At 41.7% G+C, this 19,306-nt stretch carries 24 protein-coding genes; 10 read left to right on the top strand and 14 right to left on the bottom strand.

What is annotated here, in order from left to right; genetic code table 11:
• Positions 1–110: 110 nt before the first annotated feature.
• Positions 111–947 (top strand): Rpn family recombination-promoting nuclease/putative transposase, encoded by an 837-nt coding sequence (locus B9G53_RS15370; RefSeq protein ID WP_094533818.1) that lies wholly within the window; start codon positions 111–113, stop codon positions 945–947.
• Positions 948–1,170: 223 nt separating this feature from the next.
• Entirely contained in the window at positions 1,171–1,950 is a 780-nt protein-coding gene (gene rpsB / locus B9G53_RS15365) for a 30S ribosomal protein S2 (RefSeq protein ID WP_094533816.1), read from the top strand.
• A 52-nt stretch (positions 1,951–2,002) separates the two neighbouring features.
• Here rpsB and B9G53_RS15360 read toward each other — a convergent pair whose 3' ends face one another.
• From B9G53_RS15360 to gnd, 9 genes are all read right to left on the bottom strand, one after another.
• Positions 2,003–2,272 (bottom strand): type II toxin-antitoxin system mRNA interferase toxin, RelE/StbE family, encoded by a 270-nt coding sequence (locus B9G53_RS15360; RefSeq protein ID WP_094533814.1) that lies wholly within the window; start codon positions 2,270–2,272, stop codon positions 2,003–2,005.
• Positions 2,259–2,516, bottom strand: coding sequence for a hypothetical protein (locus B9G53_RS15355; RefSeq protein ID WP_094533811.1), 258 nt, complete (start codon positions 2,514–2,516; stop codon positions 2,259–2,261). Before B9G53_RS15355 ends, B9G53_RS15360 begins: the two co-directional genes overlap by 14 nt.
• Before the next feature lie 36 nt (positions 2,517–2,552).
• Positions 2,553–3,689 (bottom strand): anhydro-N-acetylmuramic acid kinase, encoded by a 1,137-nt coding sequence (locus B9G53_RS15350; RefSeq protein WP_176453230.1) that lies wholly within the window; start codon positions 3,687–3,689, stop codon positions 2,553–2,555.
• A 16-nt stretch (positions 3,690–3,705) separates the two neighbouring features.
• Positions 3,706–4,347 (bottom strand): type I restriction enzyme HsdR N-terminal domain-containing protein, encoded by a 642-nt coding sequence (locus B9G53_RS15345; protein WP_094533807.1) that lies wholly within the window; start codon positions 4,345–4,347, stop codon positions 3,706–3,708.
• 12 nt (positions 4,348–4,359) lie between these two features.
• Positions 4,360–4,737 carry a hypothetical protein gene (locus B9G53_RS15340; protein ID WP_094533805.1) on the bottom strand — a complete coding sequence of 126 codons (378 nt, stop codon included), beginning with the start codon at positions 4,735–4,737 and terminating at the stop codon, positions 4,360–4,362.
• A 113-nt stretch (positions 4,738–4,850) separates the two neighbouring features.
• The gene (locus B9G53_RS15335) at positions 4,851–5,114 is read right to left on the bottom strand and encodes a type II toxin-antitoxin system RelE/ParE family toxin (RefSeq protein WP_094533803.1); all 264 of its coding nucleotides are present in this window, start codon (positions 5,112–5,114) and stop codon (positions 4,851–4,853) included.
• A gap of 2 nt (positions 5,115–5,116) precedes the next feature.
• A complete protein-coding gene (locus B9G53_RS15330) occupies positions 5,117–5,332 on the bottom strand; it encodes a hypothetical protein (RefSeq protein WP_094533801.1) in 216 nt (71 codons plus the stop codon).
• A gap of 117 nt (positions 5,333–5,449) precedes the next feature.
• Entirely contained in the window at positions 5,450–6,061 is a 612-nt protein-coding gene (locus B9G53_RS15325) for an HNH endonuclease (protein WP_094533799.1), read from the bottom strand.
• A 190-nt stretch (positions 6,062–6,251) separates the two neighbouring features.
• The gene (gene gnd / locus B9G53_RS15320) at positions 6,252–7,676 is read right to left on the bottom strand and encodes a decarboxylating NADP(+)-dependent phosphogluconate dehydrogenase (protein WP_094533834.1); all 1,425 of its coding nucleotides are present in this window, start codon (positions 7,674–7,676) and stop codon (positions 6,252–6,254) included.
• 721 nt (positions 7,677–8,397) lie between these two features.
• Between gnd and B9G53_RS15315 the strand changes: the two genes are divergently transcribed.
• Positions 8,398–9,504 carry a hypothetical protein gene (locus B9G53_RS15315; RefSeq protein WP_094533797.1) on the top strand — a complete coding sequence of 369 codons (1,107 nt, stop codon included), beginning with the start codon at positions 8,398–8,400 and terminating at the stop codon, positions 9,502–9,504.
• Between the two features lie 33 nt (positions 9,505–9,537).
• Here B9G53_RS15315 and B9G53_RS15310 read toward each other — a convergent pair whose 3' ends face one another.
• Entirely contained in the window at positions 9,538–10,047 is a 510-nt protein-coding gene (locus B9G53_RS15310) for a hypothetical protein (RefSeq protein WP_094533795.1), read from the bottom strand.
• Between the two features lie 393 nt (positions 10,048–10,440).
• Positions 10,441–11,097, bottom strand: a complete 657-nt coding sequence (gene deoC / locus B9G53_RS15305) for a deoxyribose-phosphate aldolase (protein WP_094533793.1) — start codon at positions 11,095–11,097, stop codon at positions 10,441–10,443.
• A 143-nt stretch (positions 11,098–11,240) separates the two neighbouring features.
• Here deoC and B9G53_RS15300 point away from each other — a divergent pair, with 143 nt between their 5' ends.
• From B9G53_RS15300 to B9G53_RS15290, 3 genes are all read left to right on the top strand, one after another.
• Positions 11,241–12,272, top strand: a complete 1,032-nt coding sequence (locus tag B9G53_RS15300; RefSeq protein WP_094533791.1) for a DUF2325 domain-containing protein — start codon at positions 11,241–11,243, stop codon at positions 12,270–12,272.
• A 54-nt stretch (positions 12,273–12,326) separates the two neighbouring features.
• A complete protein-coding gene (locus tag B9G53_RS15295; RefSeq protein ID WP_094533789.1) occupies positions 12,327–12,602 on the top strand; it encodes a TIGR03643 family protein in 276 nt (91 codons plus the stop codon).
• 144 nt (positions 12,603–12,746) lie between these two features.
• Positions 12,747–13,262, top strand: a complete 516-nt coding sequence (locus tag B9G53_RS15290) for a molybdenum cofactor biosynthesis protein B (protein WP_094533787.1) — start codon at positions 12,747–12,749, stop codon at positions 13,260–13,262.
• A 46-nt stretch (positions 13,263–13,308) separates the two neighbouring features.
• Here the strand turns inward: B9G53_RS15290 and B9G53_RS15285 are convergent, their stop codons facing one another.
• Both B9G53_RS15285 and B9G53_RS26850 read right to left on the bottom strand, forming a co-directional pair.
• Positions 13,309–14,112: a RibD family protein gene (locus B9G53_RS15285; RefSeq protein ID WP_094533785.1), complete on the bottom strand. Its 804-nt coding sequence runs from the start codon at positions 14,110–14,112 to the stop codon at positions 13,309–13,311.
• A 60-nt stretch (positions 14,113–14,172) separates the two neighbouring features.
• The gene (locus tag B9G53_RS26850; RefSeq protein ID WP_141211793.1) at positions 14,173–14,820 is read right to left on the bottom strand and encodes a hypothetical protein; all 648 of its coding nucleotides are present in this window, start codon (positions 14,818–14,820) and stop codon (positions 14,173–14,175) included.
• Between the two features lie 129 nt (positions 14,821–14,949).
• Between B9G53_RS26850 and B9G53_RS15275 the strand changes: the two genes are divergently transcribed.
• Together B9G53_RS15275 and B9G53_RS15270 are read left to right on the top strand one after the other, a co-directional pair.
• Positions 14,950–15,507, top strand: a complete 558-nt coding sequence (locus B9G53_RS15275; protein ID WP_094533783.1) for a photosystem I assembly protein Ycf4 — start codon at positions 14,950–14,952, stop codon at positions 15,505–15,507.
• Between the two features lie 137 nt (positions 15,508–15,644).
• Positions 15,645–16,403: a peptidylprolyl isomerase gene (locus B9G53_RS15270; RefSeq protein ID WP_094533781.1), complete on the top strand. Its 759-nt coding sequence runs from the start codon at positions 15,645–15,647 to the stop codon at positions 16,401–16,403.
• A 69-nt stretch (positions 16,404–16,472) separates the two neighbouring features.
• Here the strand turns inward: B9G53_RS15270 and B9G53_RS15265 are convergent, their stop codons facing one another.
• Positions 16,473–16,880: a hypothetical protein gene (locus B9G53_RS15265; protein ID WP_094533779.1), complete on the bottom strand. Its 408-nt coding sequence runs from the start codon at positions 16,878–16,880 to the stop codon at positions 16,473–16,475.
• A gap of 70 nt (positions 16,881–16,950) precedes the next feature.
• Between B9G53_RS15265 and B9G53_RS15260 the strand changes: the two genes are divergently transcribed.
• Entirely contained in the window at positions 16,951–18,585 is a 1,635-nt protein-coding gene (locus B9G53_RS15260; protein WP_094533777.1) for an Hsp70 family protein, read from the top strand.
• Between the two features lie 209 nt (positions 18,586–18,794).
• The gene (locus tag B9G53_RS15255) at positions 18,795–19,304 is read left to right on the top strand and encodes a hypothetical protein (RefSeq protein ID WP_254923671.1); all 510 of its coding nucleotides are present in this window, start codon (positions 18,795–18,797) and stop codon (positions 19,302–19,304) included.
• The last annotated feature ends 2 nt before the right edge of the window (positions 19,305–19,306 follow it).

Here is a 19,306-nt window from a genome sequence, read left to right as displayed (position 1 = left end):
CGTAGATACGTTTTTTTTATGCTATACAGGAAATATTAGAAAGAATTTTCACATTTAAACACATAGTTATTAAGTGAATATTTTATTAAAATAATTTTGGTGAAATAATTATGGTTGCGAAATACTTTAATCCTTACACTGATTTCGGATTTAAAAAACTATTTGGTGAAGAAGGCAGCAAGGACTTACTCATCGATTTTCTCAATCAACTTTTACCAATACATCATCAAATCCAACAGTTAACATTTAAAAATCCTGAAAATCTAGCCGACACAGTTACAGAACGTAAAGCCATTTTTGATATTTACTGCGAAAGCAAAACTGGTGATAAATTTATTGTTGAAATGCAAAAAGCGAAAATCAAGCATTTCAAAGATAGAGCATTGTTTTATTCCACATTTCCTATTAGAGAACAATCTGAAAAAGGTGATTGGGACTTTCATTTATTGCCTATCTATTTTATTGCCATATTAGATTTCGAGTATGACGAAAATACAACATCTAAATTTAGGCGCGACGTATGCCTCAAAGACCAAGACGGAGATATTTTCTTCGATAAATTAAATTTTAAATTTTTACAAATGCCATTATTCAATAAACAAGAAGATGAATTGGTAACGCATTTCGATAAATGGCTATATTTTTTAAAGAATCTAGAAAGTTTTAATCACATACCCGCAATATTGAATGAACCGATATTTCAGAAAGGATTTGAAATAGCAGAGATATCCCACTTGAATGTAGAGCAGTACGAACAATATAAAAAGAGTTTAGTTCAGTATCTAGAAGTAAAAAATGTATTTGATACTGCCTTTGAAGAAGGTGAAAAGGTCGGCATTGAAAAGGGCATTGAGAAAGTTGCCAAAGCATTGAAAGAGCAAAATATAGCTATAGAAATTATTGTGGAATCGACTGGTTTATCATATGAAGCTATTAAAAGAATTTAAGTTAACAATAGCTATAAATAATATGAGATGGTACTGAATAATCGCCTGTTTTAATTTGGGATAGAGAAATTGGCGATCGCCTTTTGCTATTAGATCCATCATGCGCTATCCTAGATAGGCTGTAAAAAACACACGCTTGAGGTTTCGGGTGTTTAGAGTTACTTGTAACTACTAGATTCCATCTCAGGCGCAAGGATAAACCCGAACACAGGAGAAAACTTAAATGGGAGTCGTAACCCTAGCCCAATTGCTAGAGTCGGGCGTTCACTTCGGGCATCAAACCCGTCGTTGGAACCCCAAGATGGAGCCTTACATCTTCACCGAGCGTAATGGCGTTCATATTATTGACCTTGTGCAAACCGCACAATACCTCGAAGAAGCTTATGCCTATTTGCGTCAAGCTTCCGAGCAAGGCAAAAAAGTATTGTTCGTTGGCACCAAGCGTCAAGCCGCTGGTCTGATTGCTCAAGAAGCAGCCCGTTGCGGCAGCTACTACATCAACCAACGCTGGTTAGGTGGAATGCTCACCAACTGGACAACGATCAAAACCCGTGTTGATCGCCTCAAGGATCTTGAACGTCGCGATGAAAGTGGCGCACTTGATCGCCTTCCTAAGAAGGAAGCATCCACACTTCGCCGCGAAATGGAAAAGCTACGTAAGTACCTTGGCGGGATCAAGCTTATGCGTAAGCCACCCGACATCGTAATCGTAGTTGACCACAAGCGTGAGTACAATGCTGTCCAAGAATGTCAAAAGTTGAAGATTCCCATTGTGTCTTTACTTGACACCAACTGCGATCCCGATAGCGTTGACATTGGGATTCCTGCAAACGATGACGCAATTCGCTCGATCAAGTTGATCGTTGGCAAACTTGCAGATGCCATCTACGAAGGTCGTCATGGCGATATCGAAGATATCGAGTACGAAGTTTCTGCCGAAGATGCTGAAGCTTATGTCGAAGATGAAGCGATCATCACAGGCGACGAAGAAGAAGTAGCATAAAGCTTCTCAACAATAAAAAAGGGGGCGCTTCGCGCCCCCTTTTTTATTGGCATTAATAAACTTCATCGTGACTACCAATATCGACTAAAACTATCGTCTCATTTTGGACTAGAAAAACACAAATAATGCGGTATTCATAGGTCAGACTACAGGCATAAAATTCGCTAAGATCGCCTTTTAATTTATGTGTTTTTAGTGATAGATCAAATGGATTAGTTTTAAGCTTTTCTAAAACTTCTCCATACTTGTCAATTAAGTGAGGACATTTTTTAAAGAATTTGCGTTCTTTACGTTTATAGTCATCATCTTTAACTAATTTCATGTTTTAAATCTTGAATATAAGTTTTTACATCACTAATCTCGGTAAAGCCCGATAAACCTTCCTGTTTAATTTTTTGTATGGTTTTTAAGCATTGATGTTGATCTATTGCGAGATCTTTATCAGATTCTTGCTCTATCTCGCTATTAATTCCCAAGCGAAAATAGTGAATCAGATCATATAGAGCAGATAGTTTAGATTCGGGAATATATTGCAACTCATTAATGATGGCATCTTTATTTGACATTGCTCGATACCTGTAAAAGTAGTGTTTAAAATATTGCTATTGATAAATTTTACCTAATAAAACTGATCGCTTAGCACCTGTGACACTAGGTAAATTGCCATAGCGTTCTTTTAAGCGCAAATATCCCAACAAGGCAAAGGCGATCGCCTCTTTACTATCGCTATCAATGCCACAATCATTAGTACGCATCACGATCGCAGGTTTAACTAAATCCTGTAAGCGCTCCATCAAATAGCCATTATGACCACCACCACCACCGATTAAAACTTCATCGGGAAATACGGGCAAGAAGTCACGATAACTTTTAGCGATCGCCCTTGCCGTAAATTCTGTAAGTGTTGCCATAATATCGCGATCGCTAAGTCCTCCACATTCAGCCAGACACTTATCTAGATACTCTGGACTGAATAACTCGCGACCTGTGGATTTTGGTGGTGCTGTGACAAAAAACTCTTGTTTTAACCATTTATCAATCAATAGCAAATCGGGCTGACCTTGACGAGCGATCGCGCCATCCGCGTCAAACGAAACCCCAAATAGTTTTTGAGCAGTCATATCGATCAGGACATTACCAGCACCATTATCAAAACCAAAAACTTGTTCTGGATGTTCTAGAGCCTTTGGCGGTAAGTAGGTCAAATTACTAATGCCACCAATATTCTGACAGACGCGATATTTCGTAGGATGAGATAGCAACAAAATATCTAGCATTGGCACTAGGGGAGCCGCATGTCCACCTGCTTCAATATCGGCAACTCGAAAATCACTGACGGTTTTAATTCCTGTTAATTCGGCAATCACCGCACCGCGCCCCAATTGCACCGAATAGCCGAGTCCAGTTTTGCCATCTTGTGGAGTGACTGGCGGGCGATGGAATACTGTTTGACCGTGAGAGGCAATCAAATCTGGTAGGCGATCGCCTTTCTCCATAATCGTGATCGCGGCTTGGGCAAAACTCTCGGCTATGAGATCGTCGAGTTCACATATTTGCTGTAGCGATCGCGGCGCACCTGCACAGACAGCCAAGATCTCAGTACGCAGATCATCTGAATATGGATAGGTATATCCTGCGATTAAATTAGTTTCGAGTTTGCCGTTGCGATCGATAATTTCCACCAGAGCTGCATCGATGCCATCCACCGATGTGCCACTGATTAAGCCGATCGCTAATATTTTGTCCGTTGGTGCATTAATCATGAGTTGTAGCTAAAAAGATAGTGGCGATCGCTTTTAATATTTGCAGTACATCATAAAGATGATTGGTTCGCGACAGCATCGAATAGGTTTCCGAAAAGTCATACAGTTTATGCGGGGGATCAATCTTGATAAATATGAAATTATTACCATTTGTAACCATGCCAAATAATGGTGATGCTTCTGCTAAAGAGGCGATCGCATAGGCAAGTGTTTGGGGAATGCCAACTTCAATATCAAATTCAGTTTCTTTGGATTCAATAATTACGCGCCAAAACCGTTCCTGTACGACCAAAAAATCGATGCGTCCCCTTAAGGTTTCATTCTCAACTGTGGTTGTAATCTCGACAGGTAATTCCGATCGCAAGCGAAATGGTGGATCGTAGAAACCAGCTAATTCCATTAATCGCGATACGACGATCGCATTGACTGCACCTTCAGTAACTTGTCCTTCTTCACGATGGTATCGAAAGCGTTGTCGCATTAAATCTAAAGTTTCTTGTTCTAAAGCTGTTAGTTGTGGTAATCCCTCAAACCACTCTGTAAAAAATTGGCTATCAGTGGCTCTCTGTAGACCCAGCTTTTGATGGACATGGTTTAAAGTTTTGATAATCTGTGTGATAGCAGTTTGAGGCATTTTTTTGTCTTGCTAAGCTTGTTTTCGATTTAGCATTTCAATCATCAGTCTGATGCTTTCGGCTTGAGTCTGAGCAACAATGGCTTGCTGTCTGGTGATTTCTTTGATTTCCAACAATTCGTTGTGAAGAGATTCGCTTTGAGCTTGTGATGTAGTGGCTTGCTGTTTAATAATCTCCTTTATTTCAACAAGTTCGGCATGGAGAATTTCACGATGCTCCCTTGTCTCTTCTTTGACGCTGTTGATCTCAGCTTTAACTGTTGGCAGTTCGAGGTAAAAAGCTTCTATTAGTCTACCTATTTGTTCGCCTTTCTGGTCTATCTTGTCAGCGATCCGATCTACTTTGTCGGCAAATCGGTCTAATCTTTCATCTGTCCATCTTTCAGACATTGTTTTACGATCTTGTTTACTTTCATTTTATGTTAAGTTTATGTGATTCAGATCTGAACACTCACAACCGTATCTATCTCTATTTGGCGTGGGATTAGAATGTAAATCAATATTTAGCTATTCCTATATACCTCTCGTCTATGTTTGCATTGCAATAGTAAGACGGTTTTATTTTCGTCAAGAATTTCGTATCGAACGCGGTAGTCTCCTATTCTCACACGATATTCATTTTCATAGCCTTTAAGCTTTGTTACTCCATCAGGACGTGGATTATCAGAGAGTTGAGAAATTTTAGCGTAAACTCTATCTTGAATCTCATTAGGTAAATTGTCTAAATCTTTTTGGATAGATTTAGTGACGATAATTGCATAGGTCATAGCTATTTTTGTGCAAGATACTCGCTAAATGCAATGTATTCACCACTTTTATACTCTTCACGTACCTTTTGAATTTCTGAAGCAGTCTTATCATCTTCTAGCCAGTCATTTTCTTCTGCTTCCGCGATCGCTTCATCCAGAATTAGCCAGAGTTGATGTTTTTCTTCTAAGCTCAGAGCATTGATTGACTCAATGGCAGAGTGTAATGCTTGGGTCATAATTTACACCTTTAGATTTTAAGCGTGTTAACTATTTTACTAATTTGCAAGGCGTTCACCGTGTCCTTATCTCAAGTAAATTACACAATTTAATTTAGGATGAATAACTAACATTAGCTATTCTGTGGGAGTAGCGCCCTGAAGCATGGCAATTAATTCAGAAGGTAAGTAGGGCGGTATCTTCAGATGAATAACTGCATGACAATTTGGACAAATAGGAATTAAATCAGATACGGGATTTACTTTATAGGACTCGCCGATTTCACTTATTGGCTTAATGTGGTGTACATGAATGAGTTCGTTTGCGACATCGCCATATATATCACTAAGCTTTACACGACAAATTTGGCAAACATATCCATAATGTGACAGGCAAGCATCTCTCGCTTTTTTATCTCTTTCGTATTTATTAACCCTGATGCTTTGCACTGCACCTTCTCTATATTCAACCACATCAGGCAACTCTTCTGGAATCTGAGTATCAGAGAAAACTCGTTTGTAGTTCTTGAGAGAGGATATCCCTTTAGGTATGTTGATTCTTTTTGAAACAGAAATTTCAGGTATTTTAAGTTCATGCTCATTAGCGAAGACAATATATCCCGAACGATCCCATAGGGCGCAAGGATAAAATTGAACTAAACCATAAAAATTGCCCCAATCACTGTATCGGGATTGAACAACATCTAGGCTAAATACTTTACTTAACTCGTCCGCTTTTTTACGATTCACGGTTAGTTCTCTGGACTTTAGATCAGTTTTTGATAGGTGGTTGCTTTCGTTCTATAGAAAGAAATCTCGACACATCTAAAAATTTTAGATGTGTCGAGATTTTTTGTGGCAGTTTTAAAGATCGGGACAATTGAATAAATCACCCCGATTAATTAGATTATTTGTCTTAACTAAAATGATTAAGTACAGATTACTTCATCCACTCAGTGTGGAAGAATTCGCCTCTGGGCTTATCAGTGCGCTCATAGGTGTGAGCGCCGAAGTAATCGCGCTGAGCCTGAGTCAAGTTTTGAGGTAGGCGATCGCGACGATAACTATCGAAGTAATCAAGAGACGCACTAAACGCAGGGATCGGAATACCCAACTGCGCTGCCGCCATAACCACCTTGCGCCATGCTGCTTCTTTAGTCAAAATCGTCTGCTTGAAATCGGGATCAACTAACAGGTTAGGTAGTTGAGCATTGCGCTGAAATGCAAGCTTGATCTTGTCAAGGAAAGCCGCACGGATAATGCAACCACCTTTCCAAATACGGGCAATTTCACCTAGATTCAAGTCATAACCAAAGTCACGGGAAGCCGCACCAAGTAGAGCCATACCTTGAGCATAAGAACAAATTTTGGAACAGTACAGCGCATCACGTACCGCATCAATAAATTCTTGGCGATCGCCTTCATACTTACCAGAAGTCGAACTGATTAACACCTTCGAGGCTGCAACCCGCTCTTCTTTGTAAGAAGACATCACCCTTGCAGTCACCGCCGCGATCATCGTGGGGATCGGTACACCCAAATCAAAGGCACTCTGTACCGTCCATTTACCTGTCCCCTTTTGCCCAGCCGCATCAAGAATTTTATTGACCAACGCATCTCCAGTGAGATCGTCAATCTTCGTAAAAATATCCGTCGTGATATCGATTAGATAAGAATCAAGCTCTGAGCTTTTCCAAGCGGTAAAGGTTTCATGCAGCTCACTCGCCGTCAAGCCCAAACCAGTACTGAGCAAATCATAAGCTTCAGCAATCAACTGCATATCGCCATACTCAATGCCGTTATGCACCATTTTGACGTAATGCCCCGCACTACCCTTACCGATGTAGGTTACACAAGCGCCATCATCGACTTGAGCCGCGATCTTAGTCACGATTGGCTCAATCTCAGCATAGGCTGACTTTTGCCCACCAGGCATCATGCTGGGACCATTAAGCGCGCCTTCTTCACCTCCACTTACGCCCATGCCAATGAATTTGAGATTAATTGCCTCAAGCTCCACGGTGCGGCGATCGGTGTCGTCATAGAGCGAGTTACCGCCATCAATGATAATGTCACCTTCATCCAAAAAGGGAATTAGCTCTTTGATAACTGCATCAACTGGCGCTCCCGCCTTAACCATGATCAACATTTTGCGGGGACGCTCTAGGGATGCAACAAAATCAGCGATCGTAAATGTACCTTTGAAATTTTTACCAGCAGCGCGGGTTGCTAAAAACTTATCGGTTTTGTCGCGACTACGGTTATAAACACTCATCGAAAACCCATTGCGCTCAATGTTTAGAGCAAGGTTTTCACCCATCACCGCCAAACCAATCAATCCAAAATTTTGCTTGTCAGATGCCATAAAATCCTCTCTATTCATGAACGTCCATGAACAATATGATGCATTCCCAAAGTAAAGTCAGTTTTTACTGAACTTAAGGACAAAGGTATCGTAAGCGCTGATTTAGCGGGGATCGCAAATCCTTTGTAAATCCTTAATACCATCAGCCTCAAAAGTGCTAAGTAGCTAGACGAAATTGAATATAAAGCCCCAAAAAGTTGTGGCGCTTTAATTGATCGATAATTGCTATATAAACCCCAAGGAATTTCTTGAAAGTATTGCGAAACAATACTTTCAAGAAATTCCTTGGGGTGGTTTTGAGGGCAAAGCGCTGTCAGTAAGACAGTTTATGTATGATTACCATGAAATTCTGTGAAGCATTCAGGGAACTATTCACAGGTCTGACTTATAACGGTGTATGCTTAGTTTAGTTAAGATGTCTAAATCTATATCTTTAACTAAAGCTAAATTTAGCAATATTGCTAACCAAACTAAAGCCACAAAGCTAATTAGCAAGGGGATAAGTTAGACTACCTAGATATTTCATTTTTTTGCGGAACTTAGTTTAGGTAGGTTTTAAATGTGGGTTTATCTCAGGTTTAACTGAGGTATATTTCAATTAGAACTCTTTTTTATACAGGCTGTATTTAAGAGTAAATTCAATATTGATTAACATATTTTTCTAGCAATTGCTTAGTAAGGTCTAGTCCGCATTAGACAACTTATTTTTCTGGAGGTTCAGATGAGTAAAATCAATAAGTCCAGCCAATCCGATGACTCAAATAGTAAACTACCAAGATCTGTTACACCTAAACCTCCGATTAAAGATTTGCCTAAACTAGAAGTTGTCAAAGTTATCGCTCCCAAGTCTCCAGAGTCTACTCAGGCTGAAGAGCAAAAGTCATCGCAACAAAACGAGGATACAGTTAAACCTGTTCCCAAGATTATTCCTGCTGCTTTAAAAGTTAAAAATCCTAACTTAATTCGTACTGGTGATAGTCAAGCATCTATAGATAATCAATCTGAAGATTTTAAAGAAAATAAAGTCTGTTTACAGCCAATTCCAGCCGCAACAGAGCCATTTCAGTACCGAGCGATCGGCGTAATCTATGGGAAATATGTTGCTAATGAAGATAACTTTGCCAAAGGGCATATCCTCACAACCGATGGTTCTCAAGTTGATGCCGTACTACTTGGCAAGATTATTTCGATTGTTAAAAAGCGTCTAGAAAGCGATCGCGAATATTTATGGGTAGTCTATCCGCGCACCAATGACAAGGCAGGCAAATTACATGTTCAGATATCTGGCGTGTGGGCTCCTGTTGAACTTGGAAAAACTGATATACCCATTGATCCTAACGTTGAGGATGGTTATTTCTCGGTACGGGGCGAGATCTCTAGTCAGTCTACTGAAGATAATTCAGTAATTGTTAAGGTACGCCGCACTGAGCAGAAGTTTGACAAGCAAAAAGATAAAGTCACTAAAGAATATAGCAAGTTCAAGGTTCGTCTTACAGGGTTGCTACCAACTGATGCCGTTGGTCAGTTCTGGAGTGTGAATGTGCAACGTCAAGGGGATGTTTTGACGATTATTGATGGTGAATTTATTGGGATTATTCCTTATAAGGGTAAGCGTGGATCGCAATTTAAGGGTCGTCCTAGCGGTGGTGGCAAGTTTGCGCCGAGGAAGTACAACGATCGCCCCTATAGTGATCGCCCATTTAAGCCATCCTATACAGGTGATGGTGGTGATGGTACTTTTTATCCGCCACGGCCCAGATTTTCTTCGGAAGATCGTCCACCTGTGCCGAAGCCATTGATTAAGCGCAAAGAGCCTACTGATAGCTAAAAAATAACCTCTCGCAACGCGAGAGGTTATTTTTTATGGTTGCAATACCATGCTCCATTCTTTGTTTTGGCTATCCCAAAACGGAGCATCGGTTTCACCAACAATATTGGGTCCCCAGTAAGTGCGGGAGCCATCGGTGGCAAAGGCAAAAATTACATCGCCTTTACCGATCGCAATTTTATAATTTGGCAAAGATAGCAATAAACCCTCTTTACCACCTTCATTGGGGGCAAAGTCCCAATTCAGAGGCTCGATTGCTTGCCACACATTTTGGGAGGTAACTCGCGAAAATAGAACAATCCGCACGGAGCGATCGGTACGATTGCCAACGCGGAGACTGCCGATATTTTCACCATCATTGAGGTTTGGGCGCGTAAAAGTAGCAGGTAAAGGGGGAATGATTACCTTGACGGCTTCAGTATTTTCGGGGATATCACGGGGTGGATGTGTTGTCAAACGTTGCCATAGGGATACACCTGTCAGGGCAATGATTATTCCCAGACCCATTGAATAAGCATATTTGACATCAAGAGTTGGTATCACAGCTTAGATTTTGATGTTTATATTTTTATTTTATGCCTCCCATATTAACAAGGTAAAATTTACACCTAAATTTTTTCGGATTGTTATAACTTCAGAATATTGCAGTGTAAGTTTTTATGTCCTACAGCGCTTTGTGCTTAATTAAACCCCAGATAAATTTTTGGAAGCGGCGCTCCGCACCGCTTCCAAAAATTTATCTGTACTACTCAAAGCCTCAATAGGCTGTAACTATCTTTTGTATAGCTATAGCCACCTGTATCAGAACAAATCAAAACCCAAATAGTGTGAGGCGGCGCTTCGCGCCGCCTCACACTATTTGGGTTTTATGTCCTAACAAGAATGTCTATAGCTATATTGCTATAAGAAGCCAAACAGAGCTTGGCTTTTTATTAATTAAATTTTTTCACGGGCGATCGCTACACCATGAGATGTGCCGATCCGAGTTGCACCTGCATCAATTAAGGCGATCGCCTGCTCTCTGGTACGAATTCCCCCTGAAGCCTTAATCCCAACCTTGCCGCGTGAAATATCCTTGAGAAATTTCACCATTTCAATCGTGGCAGCCCCCGCCCAGCCTGTGCCTGTTTTTAAAAAGGCGACTCCTGCATCCATACAAACTTCGGCAGCGAGTTCCTGCTCATCGGGAGTGAGTAAGCTCAATTCTAAAATTGCCTTGACAGGTTTGCCCGATTCTTCACAGATTTGAGCAATGTCTTGATGTAACAAATTAGTCTGTCCAGTTTTCAACCAGCCAAAATTAATGACAACATCTAATTCCGTTGCGCCATTTTCCACCGCTTCCATTGCTTCATAAAGCTTAACGTTTGACGTGGTTGCGCCACTTGGAAAGCCAATCACCGTACAAATTTCTACCTTGGTTTTGAGCAGTCTTTCCGTCACGCGCTTGACGTTGCAAGGATAAACACAGACGCTAGCAAAACCAAAGCGATCAGCTTCTTCACAAGCACGATCCACATGCTCATCACTAGCAGCGGGATCTAATAGGGCGTAATCAATATATGGGGCAGGATTGATATCGGTTTGAAGCATAAAACTATACACACTTAGGCAAGCAAGAGGTTACATTGGAGATTAGTGACGATAACTTCTTATAATTACTTATTCACGTCATTTCTCACGACTTATTCTCGACTTATTAAAATTAAGCAAATATAGGCAGATATTAAGTAAATATGCATATTTCTGAATTAGATGAACTGGAAGCTTCGGTTAGCGATTTGCTGACGATGGCAAAGGTGGAGTTAGAACAAAATCGGCTACAACAGCAACGCGATCGCCAAATTCAAGAAGCAGTAGCCCAAATTGAAGCAAGATTGAAACCTTTGCTGGCAAAAGTTGAGCAGATGCTGCAAGAGTATAGCCGCGAAGGCACACATCAAGACAGCGAGACTAAGCAAAGGCTAGAAAAAAAGGCTGCCGATATCCGACAGGAAATTGCGGAAGCGCCTACCCTAGCGGCTCAACTTGCCGATCGCCAATTGATTTTGAGCGAAGAAAGACTACTAGATGAACGAATAACGGAACAAACGGCTCAATGGCGACTGGAATTAAAGGCTGATCTATTAGAAATGATCGAAGAACAACGTGATTTCTTTAGTGCTACCGATGCTTCGATCGCTGTTCGTGGATATGCCAATGACTTAAAAGCGATCGGCGCACTCGAAGAAGTCGTCGAGGCGCTGATCAATCAAATAAATTCCCACAGTGAAGAAGGCCCCGTCGCTCGTTTGCGTGGTAGCCATGAACAAACGCTCACCTTTATTTACAACAAAGCTCTAGAAAATCGCTCCCGTGTTGATCGCGCCCCTGATGTTCAACCAACAACAAGACATCGCAAGTCAGAAAAGCGCCCTGCTTTGTACACTGACCTCAGTGGCAAAGTATTAGTATTTGGTGGACACGATCGCTTGCAAACGGCTGTAAAAAATCGGTTGCGTGATTCGGCAATTAATTTAATGTGGTACACCGAGCAGGATGGCTTACAACTTGCAGCACAAGGAGAGAGCCAAATCTCTGGTGGTGATTTAATTATTATCGTGACAGGTTATGCGAGCCACTCACTCACCGAAAGAGCGATCGAGGCTTGTCGTCGGGCTAATAAAACCTATGAAATTGTGAATACTACAGGTATGACCAGACTACTAGAAGTAATCGAATCGGGACTGAAAGCAAAACAATTAGCACGTCATTGGAAGCAAAACTAAAATCATTGCCGCGCAAAGCGCGGCAATGATCTCATAAATAGATTGATGATTAATATGGATAAACTGATTTTAAAAACACTCACTACGGTTGATATTGATCGCATTGTGGAAATGGCATGGGAAGACCGCACCACCTTTGATACTATTCACGAGCAATTTGGCATTTCCGAGACTGAAGTAATTAAAATCATGCGTAAATCCATGAAACGTTCATCTTTCCTGATGTGGCGAGAAAGGGTAAACGGTCGCAAAACTAAACATGCCATCACCTCTGAGTCCCAAAGATTTCGTTGTAGTCAACAAGAAAAGCCTAAATCTAAAAATAGTTAGGGCTTCGCCGTAAGATAAAGAACCAATTTTTGATGGCGCGGCAAAGCCGCACCATCAAAAATTGGTTCTTTATGAAGTGGTCAAATTATCAACTAAACCAGATCCTGATCTATATATTTAATTTGCGATCCTCAAACAAAATTTATGACTAAATCTCAAAATCCTTGTCCCGATCCACCGTCCTACCAAGTACATTTTGCGGTGATTACTGTCAGCGATACCCGTACCCCAGAAAATGATAAAAGTGGTCACTTTATTAAACAGTCGATGACCAATGCAGGGCATTTGCTAGATTACTACACCTTAGTCAAGGATGAGCCTGACGAGATCCGCGCCCAAATGTATAAGTTAGCAGCGATCGCTGATCTTGACGCGATTATCCTTAATGGTGGAACGGGGATTGCGCCAAGAGATACTACCTATGATGAGATCGCCGCTTTACTGGAAAAAACACTGCCCGGATTTGGCGAGATGTTTCGTTATCTGAGTTGGCAAGAGGTTGGCTCAAGGGCAATCGCTTCGAGATCGGAGGCAGGCATTTATCAAGGTAAGTTGGTTTTTTCGCTTCCAGGATCAAGTAATGCGGTGAAATTGGCGATCGAGAAGCTAATCTTGCCAGAAATTATTCATCTTGTCCGCCAGTTAAAGGGATTGCATTAGATCAAAAGTCTGCCTTTGGCAGACTTTTGATCTAATGGTGGTGCGGCTACCTTTGAAATTGATAGCGTAAAAATAACTCCGATTCATGCTGGTATAGCGATCGCAATTGAAGACTAGGTAAATCATTGCCACCCAAGCCATAGCCAGAGCCACCAATAACGGTCATATTATCGACACCGCCGACTATATGGGGAGATACAGTCAAAAATAATTCATCAGCTAAGCCTTGAGAGATGAGTGAATAATTCAACGCTGGCCCCCCTTCGACTAACAGACGCTTGATCCCTAGCTTCTCAAATAGCATGGCTAATACTTGTCCTAAATCAATTTGGTGATCCTTGGTTGGGAATCGAAAAATTTGGGCTTTCTCCTCTAACCATGACTCGACCACAGTATCTTCTCCAACCAAGACGACGCGCAAATCTTTACCAGCATTCCAAAACCGATGCTCGCTTGGCAATTTCCCTGAGTTACTAATCACAATACCTAGGGGCTGAGGCTGTGAAAAGTTTTTTTGGCGTTCTGCCAATAGTTCGGGAGGTACGGTGGGGATAAAGGCATCTTGGCGCAGCGTCGTACCGCCAGCCAGTACCGCATCAAATTGCGATCGCAAACGTTTCATTAACAGGCGATCGGGGCGCGATCCCAGCCCAGTCAGCTTCCCCTCATAGGTTGTCGCTTTGCCATCAACACTAGAAACCATATTGAAAGCTATGTATGGTCTTCTAGCAAGGTGATCGCCTAAGTCATCGCCTAATTTATTTAGCTTAAACTCTACGCCTTCAGTGGGAAAGTTTAATTCTTCAAAGTTGTAAATGCGATCGTGAGATGAGTACAAACTTTTATACATAAGGGCTTAGCCATAGCTCTCAATAGCGCAGCATCGCCGCGCTATTGAAAGTTGAGGTCTTTATTGTTTAACCAATTTCACTGGCTGACCATCAGCTTGCAATTCTTTGCCATCTGCGGACAAAGTATAAGGCTGCTTAGGAGGAGCTTGAGGTGGTTTTTCCCCATTAACTGATTCAACTTGAGAGACAACCTTGCCATCTTCGATGGTAATTTTGCCAGCAGTCTTGATTTCTTGGACTTCATCCTTAGTAGAGACGGCTTTCAAAGTCGCTTCAAAAGTACCTTCAGGTTTAATTGTCCATTTACCTGTAACTGACTTAACACCTTCTTTTTCAGCATCCGCTAAAACTTTAGGATCTAAAACAACTGTATATTCACCTGCAACTTTTTCAAGACTAGCGGTGCTAGTGGGACTTTTCTCTGGAGTGGTTTCAGTAGGTTGTGTAGATGGAGATACTGATGCGGTGGGAGTAGGAGAGGCGGTTGCGGTGGGAGTAGGAGAGGCGGTTGCTGTAGTTTCTGCTGGTGGTTGCTGACAAGCTGACATGACCACGACACAACTAACAGCGATCGCGCCGAGGATACTTTGCTTTAGGGAATAGTTGAGTGATTTTTTCACGATTAATTTTGAGAGATAGTTGACGGTAAGTAACGGATAGAAATTAGTCTGAAGTCGCTTGTCTAACCAAGATACTCTACGCATCATTTCTTAGCAAATCTTTTGGGGCATAACTGATCGCAATCATAATCAGCCTGTAGTTTATACATACTATGAGACTGCAAGCCGCTATATACTGTTCCTTTACACAGTAATTTTTCCATATTATTTCAACCGATGGTCACTACAAAATCTCAATCCAATGTTCTGCGATATGACATTGTCGGGTCACGGCGCTTTAGTAACTATGGCTTTGCGGTTATTGTTGCCATAGGTGCGTCGGGCTTTTTGTTAGCAGGAATATCCAGCTTCTTAAAGATTAATTTGCTACCATTTGCTGATCCCCTCCAACTAGAATTTGTGCCTCAAGGTTTGGCGCTTTCCTTTTATGGAGTAGCTGGTACTTTGCTAGAGCTATATCTGCTATATGTGATGGCGATCGATTACGGTAGCGGCTACAACGAGTTCGATCGCAATATTGGCAAGGTAACCCTTTTTCGCCGTGGTCGTAATAAGAGCAACAATATTGAATTGATTTATAAGATTGCTGATGTCCAAGCAGTTCGTGTGGAAATTCGCAATGGGCTAAATCCTAAGAGAGCCTTATATTTGCGAGTAAAGGGTAAAGGTGATCTACCTCTATCGGAGGTTGGTCAACCAATTGGTTTAACCGAACTCGAAGATCGGGCTGCCGAAATCGCCAAATTTTTGGAAGTGCCATTGGAAGGGCTATAACTAGAAATACAGCGCTTCACACGAACCAAAAGAAATTTTTTGAAAGTGTTGCTAAGCAACACTTTCAAAAAATTTCTTGGTTTGGATTTGAGCACAAAGCGCTGTATACAATTTGTACAAGTTATCAAGAGTTAAACATGTTGCGTTGGATTCTTAGTTGTTTTTTAGCGGTGAGTGTTTTACTCACAAGTTGCAGCAATGGCGGTAGCGTCTCCGCAAGTGCTTCACCCACAGCATCAGCTACTGCTAGCAGCAAACCGCCTACAGCGGCTACTGCCCCAGCATCACCTAAACCCAGTGCCAGTCCTGAGAACGCTCTCGAAGCCGCGCTTGCCAAATTTGTGCAGCTCAAAGGTACAGCCACGGTGGAATTAAAACTAAAATCTGGCACGGTGAAGATTGAGCTTGATGGTGAAAATGCCCCTGTTACCGCAGGGAATTTTGCCGATTTGGTCAAACGTGGACTGTATAACGGTTTAACCTTTCATCGGGTGGTAAAGGAGCCAACGCCCTTTGTGGCTCAGGGAGGCGATCCCCTTGGTAATGGTACTGGTAATTTCACCGATCCCGTGACATCACAACCCCGTTATATCCCTCTCGAAATTCTGCCCGATGGGGCAAAGAAACCTGTCTACGGCGAAATTTTACCACCAACTCAAAAGCCTAAGCTACAGCATAAAAAAGGAGCGATCGCTATGGCGCGATCGCAGTTTCCTAACTCTGCATCCTGTCAGTTTTATCTTGCCCTTGACGATATCTACTTTCTTGATGGTTCCTATGCTGTATTTGGCTATGTAACTGAGGGAATGGATCTAGTCGAAAAAATTCAAATGGGCGATCGCATCGAATCGATCACGATTACCCAAGGCGAAGAAAATCTCAAACAACCTGTATAAAACCCAAATAAAAAAGGCGGCGCTTCGCGCCGCCTTTTTTATTTGGGTTTTATATCCTAAGCAAAACTTTTAGCGAACGCGGATATAACGTTTCTCGATGATATAGCGACTGCCGTTAAGGTCAACGTTATATGGGTTGTAGACTGATTGAGTACTACTAGGATAGTTTCTCGGTGCAGTCGGATAGTTCCAAGAACTGCCATAGTTGGGGACTAACTCACGCACAATCACTCTAGAGTTAGTATTGTGCCTATAGTAGCCGCGATTGTAATAATTTTGGTTGTAGGGATTGTGGTAGACGGGCTGACGGACATTAGAACGATAAGAATCGTAAGTTCGATAAGAATCGTAAGTTCGATAGGTATTGACTGATGGACTCGATCCAAATCTAATGCTAATAGAGACATCAGCAAATGCCGATCCCACAAATGTCGTCATCGCCCCAAGTGTGGCGATCGCTGTCATGATTACTTTCATTGGTTTATGCTCCTTGAAATTTTAGAACACAACATAGAGCCGTTTATCTCTACTTTAGCTCAAGCAAAACATGACTGTTATTGCCATTGATTTTGGAACTAGTAATACTGCGATCGCCATACTTGTAACTGAAGGAGATCGCGAGCTTGGATCTCCCCAAACTTGTTACTTTGAGGAAATCTCCCATGGTTTTGCAACTGCTGAAGGTCAGGCTTGGCTAGTGCCAAGTTTAGTTTATGTAATTGATTCTGATACGGACGATCATAAATTTCTATTTGGAGAACAGGCGAGATCGCAGTATCAATTAGAAAACCAGTCAAATCATCAATCAAATCAGCAAGCAAAACGATTATTTCAAGGTTTTAAGCGGGATATTGTCGCTAGTTTTCGATCTCCAGCCCGTGAGATTGATGGCAAGCTTTATGATGCCGAGGCGATCGCCGAAATCTTCTTGACAGAACTCTGGCAGCGTCTCGCACTGCAAGGGATTCAACCTGCCCAAGTGATTTTTACAGTTCCCGTTGGTGCATTTGAGAGCTATCTCAATTGGTTTGGTAACTTTGCCGAAAAACTAAAAGTTCCTAACTTCCAAATTATTGATGAATCTACGGCGGCAGCTTTGGGCTATGCGATTACTCGACCCAATGCGCTGGTCTTGGTGATTGATTTTGGTGGTGGCACATTGGATTTGAGCTTAGTCAGAACTGCACCGATCGCCAATAACAGTAAATTTCAGAACCAAGTTTTCAAGGCTGAAGCGATCGCCAAATCTGACGCATATATTGGTGGGCTTGACATTGATCGCTGGATTGCTGAGCATTTTTTGCGCCAATTAGGAACAAAGCGATCGCAGATTGAGGAACATTACTGGCAAAAGATTTTAGAAATAGCGGAACAAATCAAAATCAAGTTGTCACTTGTTCAGGAAGTGAGGGAAGTTTGGATTGATCAGAACGAGGTTGTCCATGAACTTAGGCTGAATCAAAACGAACTAATGGAAATCCTAGAGCAGAACCAGATGCTTGAGCAATTGCGCGAAGCTATTGATGAAGTGCTAACTATTGGGCTAAATCGGGGAATTAGTAAAGCCGCGATCGAGCAAATTCTGTTAGTGGGAGGTAGTTGTCAGATTGTTGCGGTGCAGCAATTGATTATTTCCTATTTCGGCAAATCCAAAGTCAAATTTGGCAAACCCTTTGAAGCCGTTGCTCATGGAGCCTTATCCCTAGGACAAGCGATCAAGATCGAAGATCATTTACGTCATAGCTATGCAATTCGACTTTGGGAACCTTATCTGCATCAATATTCTTTCTATACATTATTTGAGAAAGGGACAAAATATCCTTGCCAACGTGCTGAGCCATTAATTTTGCAAGCAGCGATCGCAGGACAAACTGAAATCTGGCTGGATATTGGTGAAGTAGCGGATATCTCTCAAGCTGAAGTTACCTATGACAACTCTGGACGTATGACCAGCAGTCAATTGCTAAAACAATCGGATTTTCGATCGCTCGCCGCAAATAGTAAAAAATCAGATATCGATCAAGTGTGCATAGCGCGACTCGAGCCTTTAGGACAGTTAGGAAGCGATCGCATTACCGTTAATTTTGAAATCGATGATCGGCGCGTTTTAATTGCTACGGTTAGGGATTTACTCACCGATAAAGTGCTGATCGATCAACAGGCGATCGCCAAATTAGAATGAACATTCATAATTATTAGGAAACCGATTTTTTTGATACAAGCCCTAAAGGCACTTGTATCAAAAAAATCGGTTTTTATAACGAGAATTAATGTATTTAACTTTAAGAAATAGGTTTAATCGTCTGAAATTTTGTAGAATCTAGGGAGATATATTTCTATATCCTGATCTATATCCAGTCTCAACCATTCAGTGGATAGCAGGCATCACTTGTGAATCACACACGCTCAAAACATTCTCGACTGATGATTGCAGTCTTACCTGACGAATCTTCAGCTTTTGAAGCCTATCGCTTGCTTCAATGTCATGGCATCTCGCCAGAGCATCTCGCCCTAGTCGGCAAAGGTTATAGCAGCCCTGATAGTGTGGGTTTATTTAATCCTACCCACACGACATGGCGGTATGCCAAACGGGGAATGTTTTGGTTAGGCTTAATTAGTACGGTAATGGGCATGATCTTGTATCTGATCTTCAGCATTAAGCTACCTAATCTTGACTGGTATCAAGCTTTATTAACAATTGCCTCAACGTCTGGACTAATTGGTATTGTCATTGGAGGGGTAATAGGTACTTTATATGGCTGGTTTTTTAAAAGCAGCCTGTCGATTTCCTGTCGTAGTTGCTTGGAACGGGGTCAATATTTACTAATGCTAGAAGGCTCTGAAACCCTCACTCGGCGAGGAAGAGAAATTCTTGACGACTATACAGTAAAGCCGCGCTAAAT

It is taken from the genome of Pseudanabaena sp. SR411 (assembly GCF_002251945.1).
In the GTDB taxonomy this organism is placed as follows: Bacteria; Cyanobacteriota; Cyanobacteriia; order Pseudanabaenales; family Pseudanabaenaceae; genus Pseudanabaena.
The sequence above is the reverse complement of the archived record's forward strand: the minus strand, read 5'-3'. Positions and strand labels throughout refer to the sequence as shown.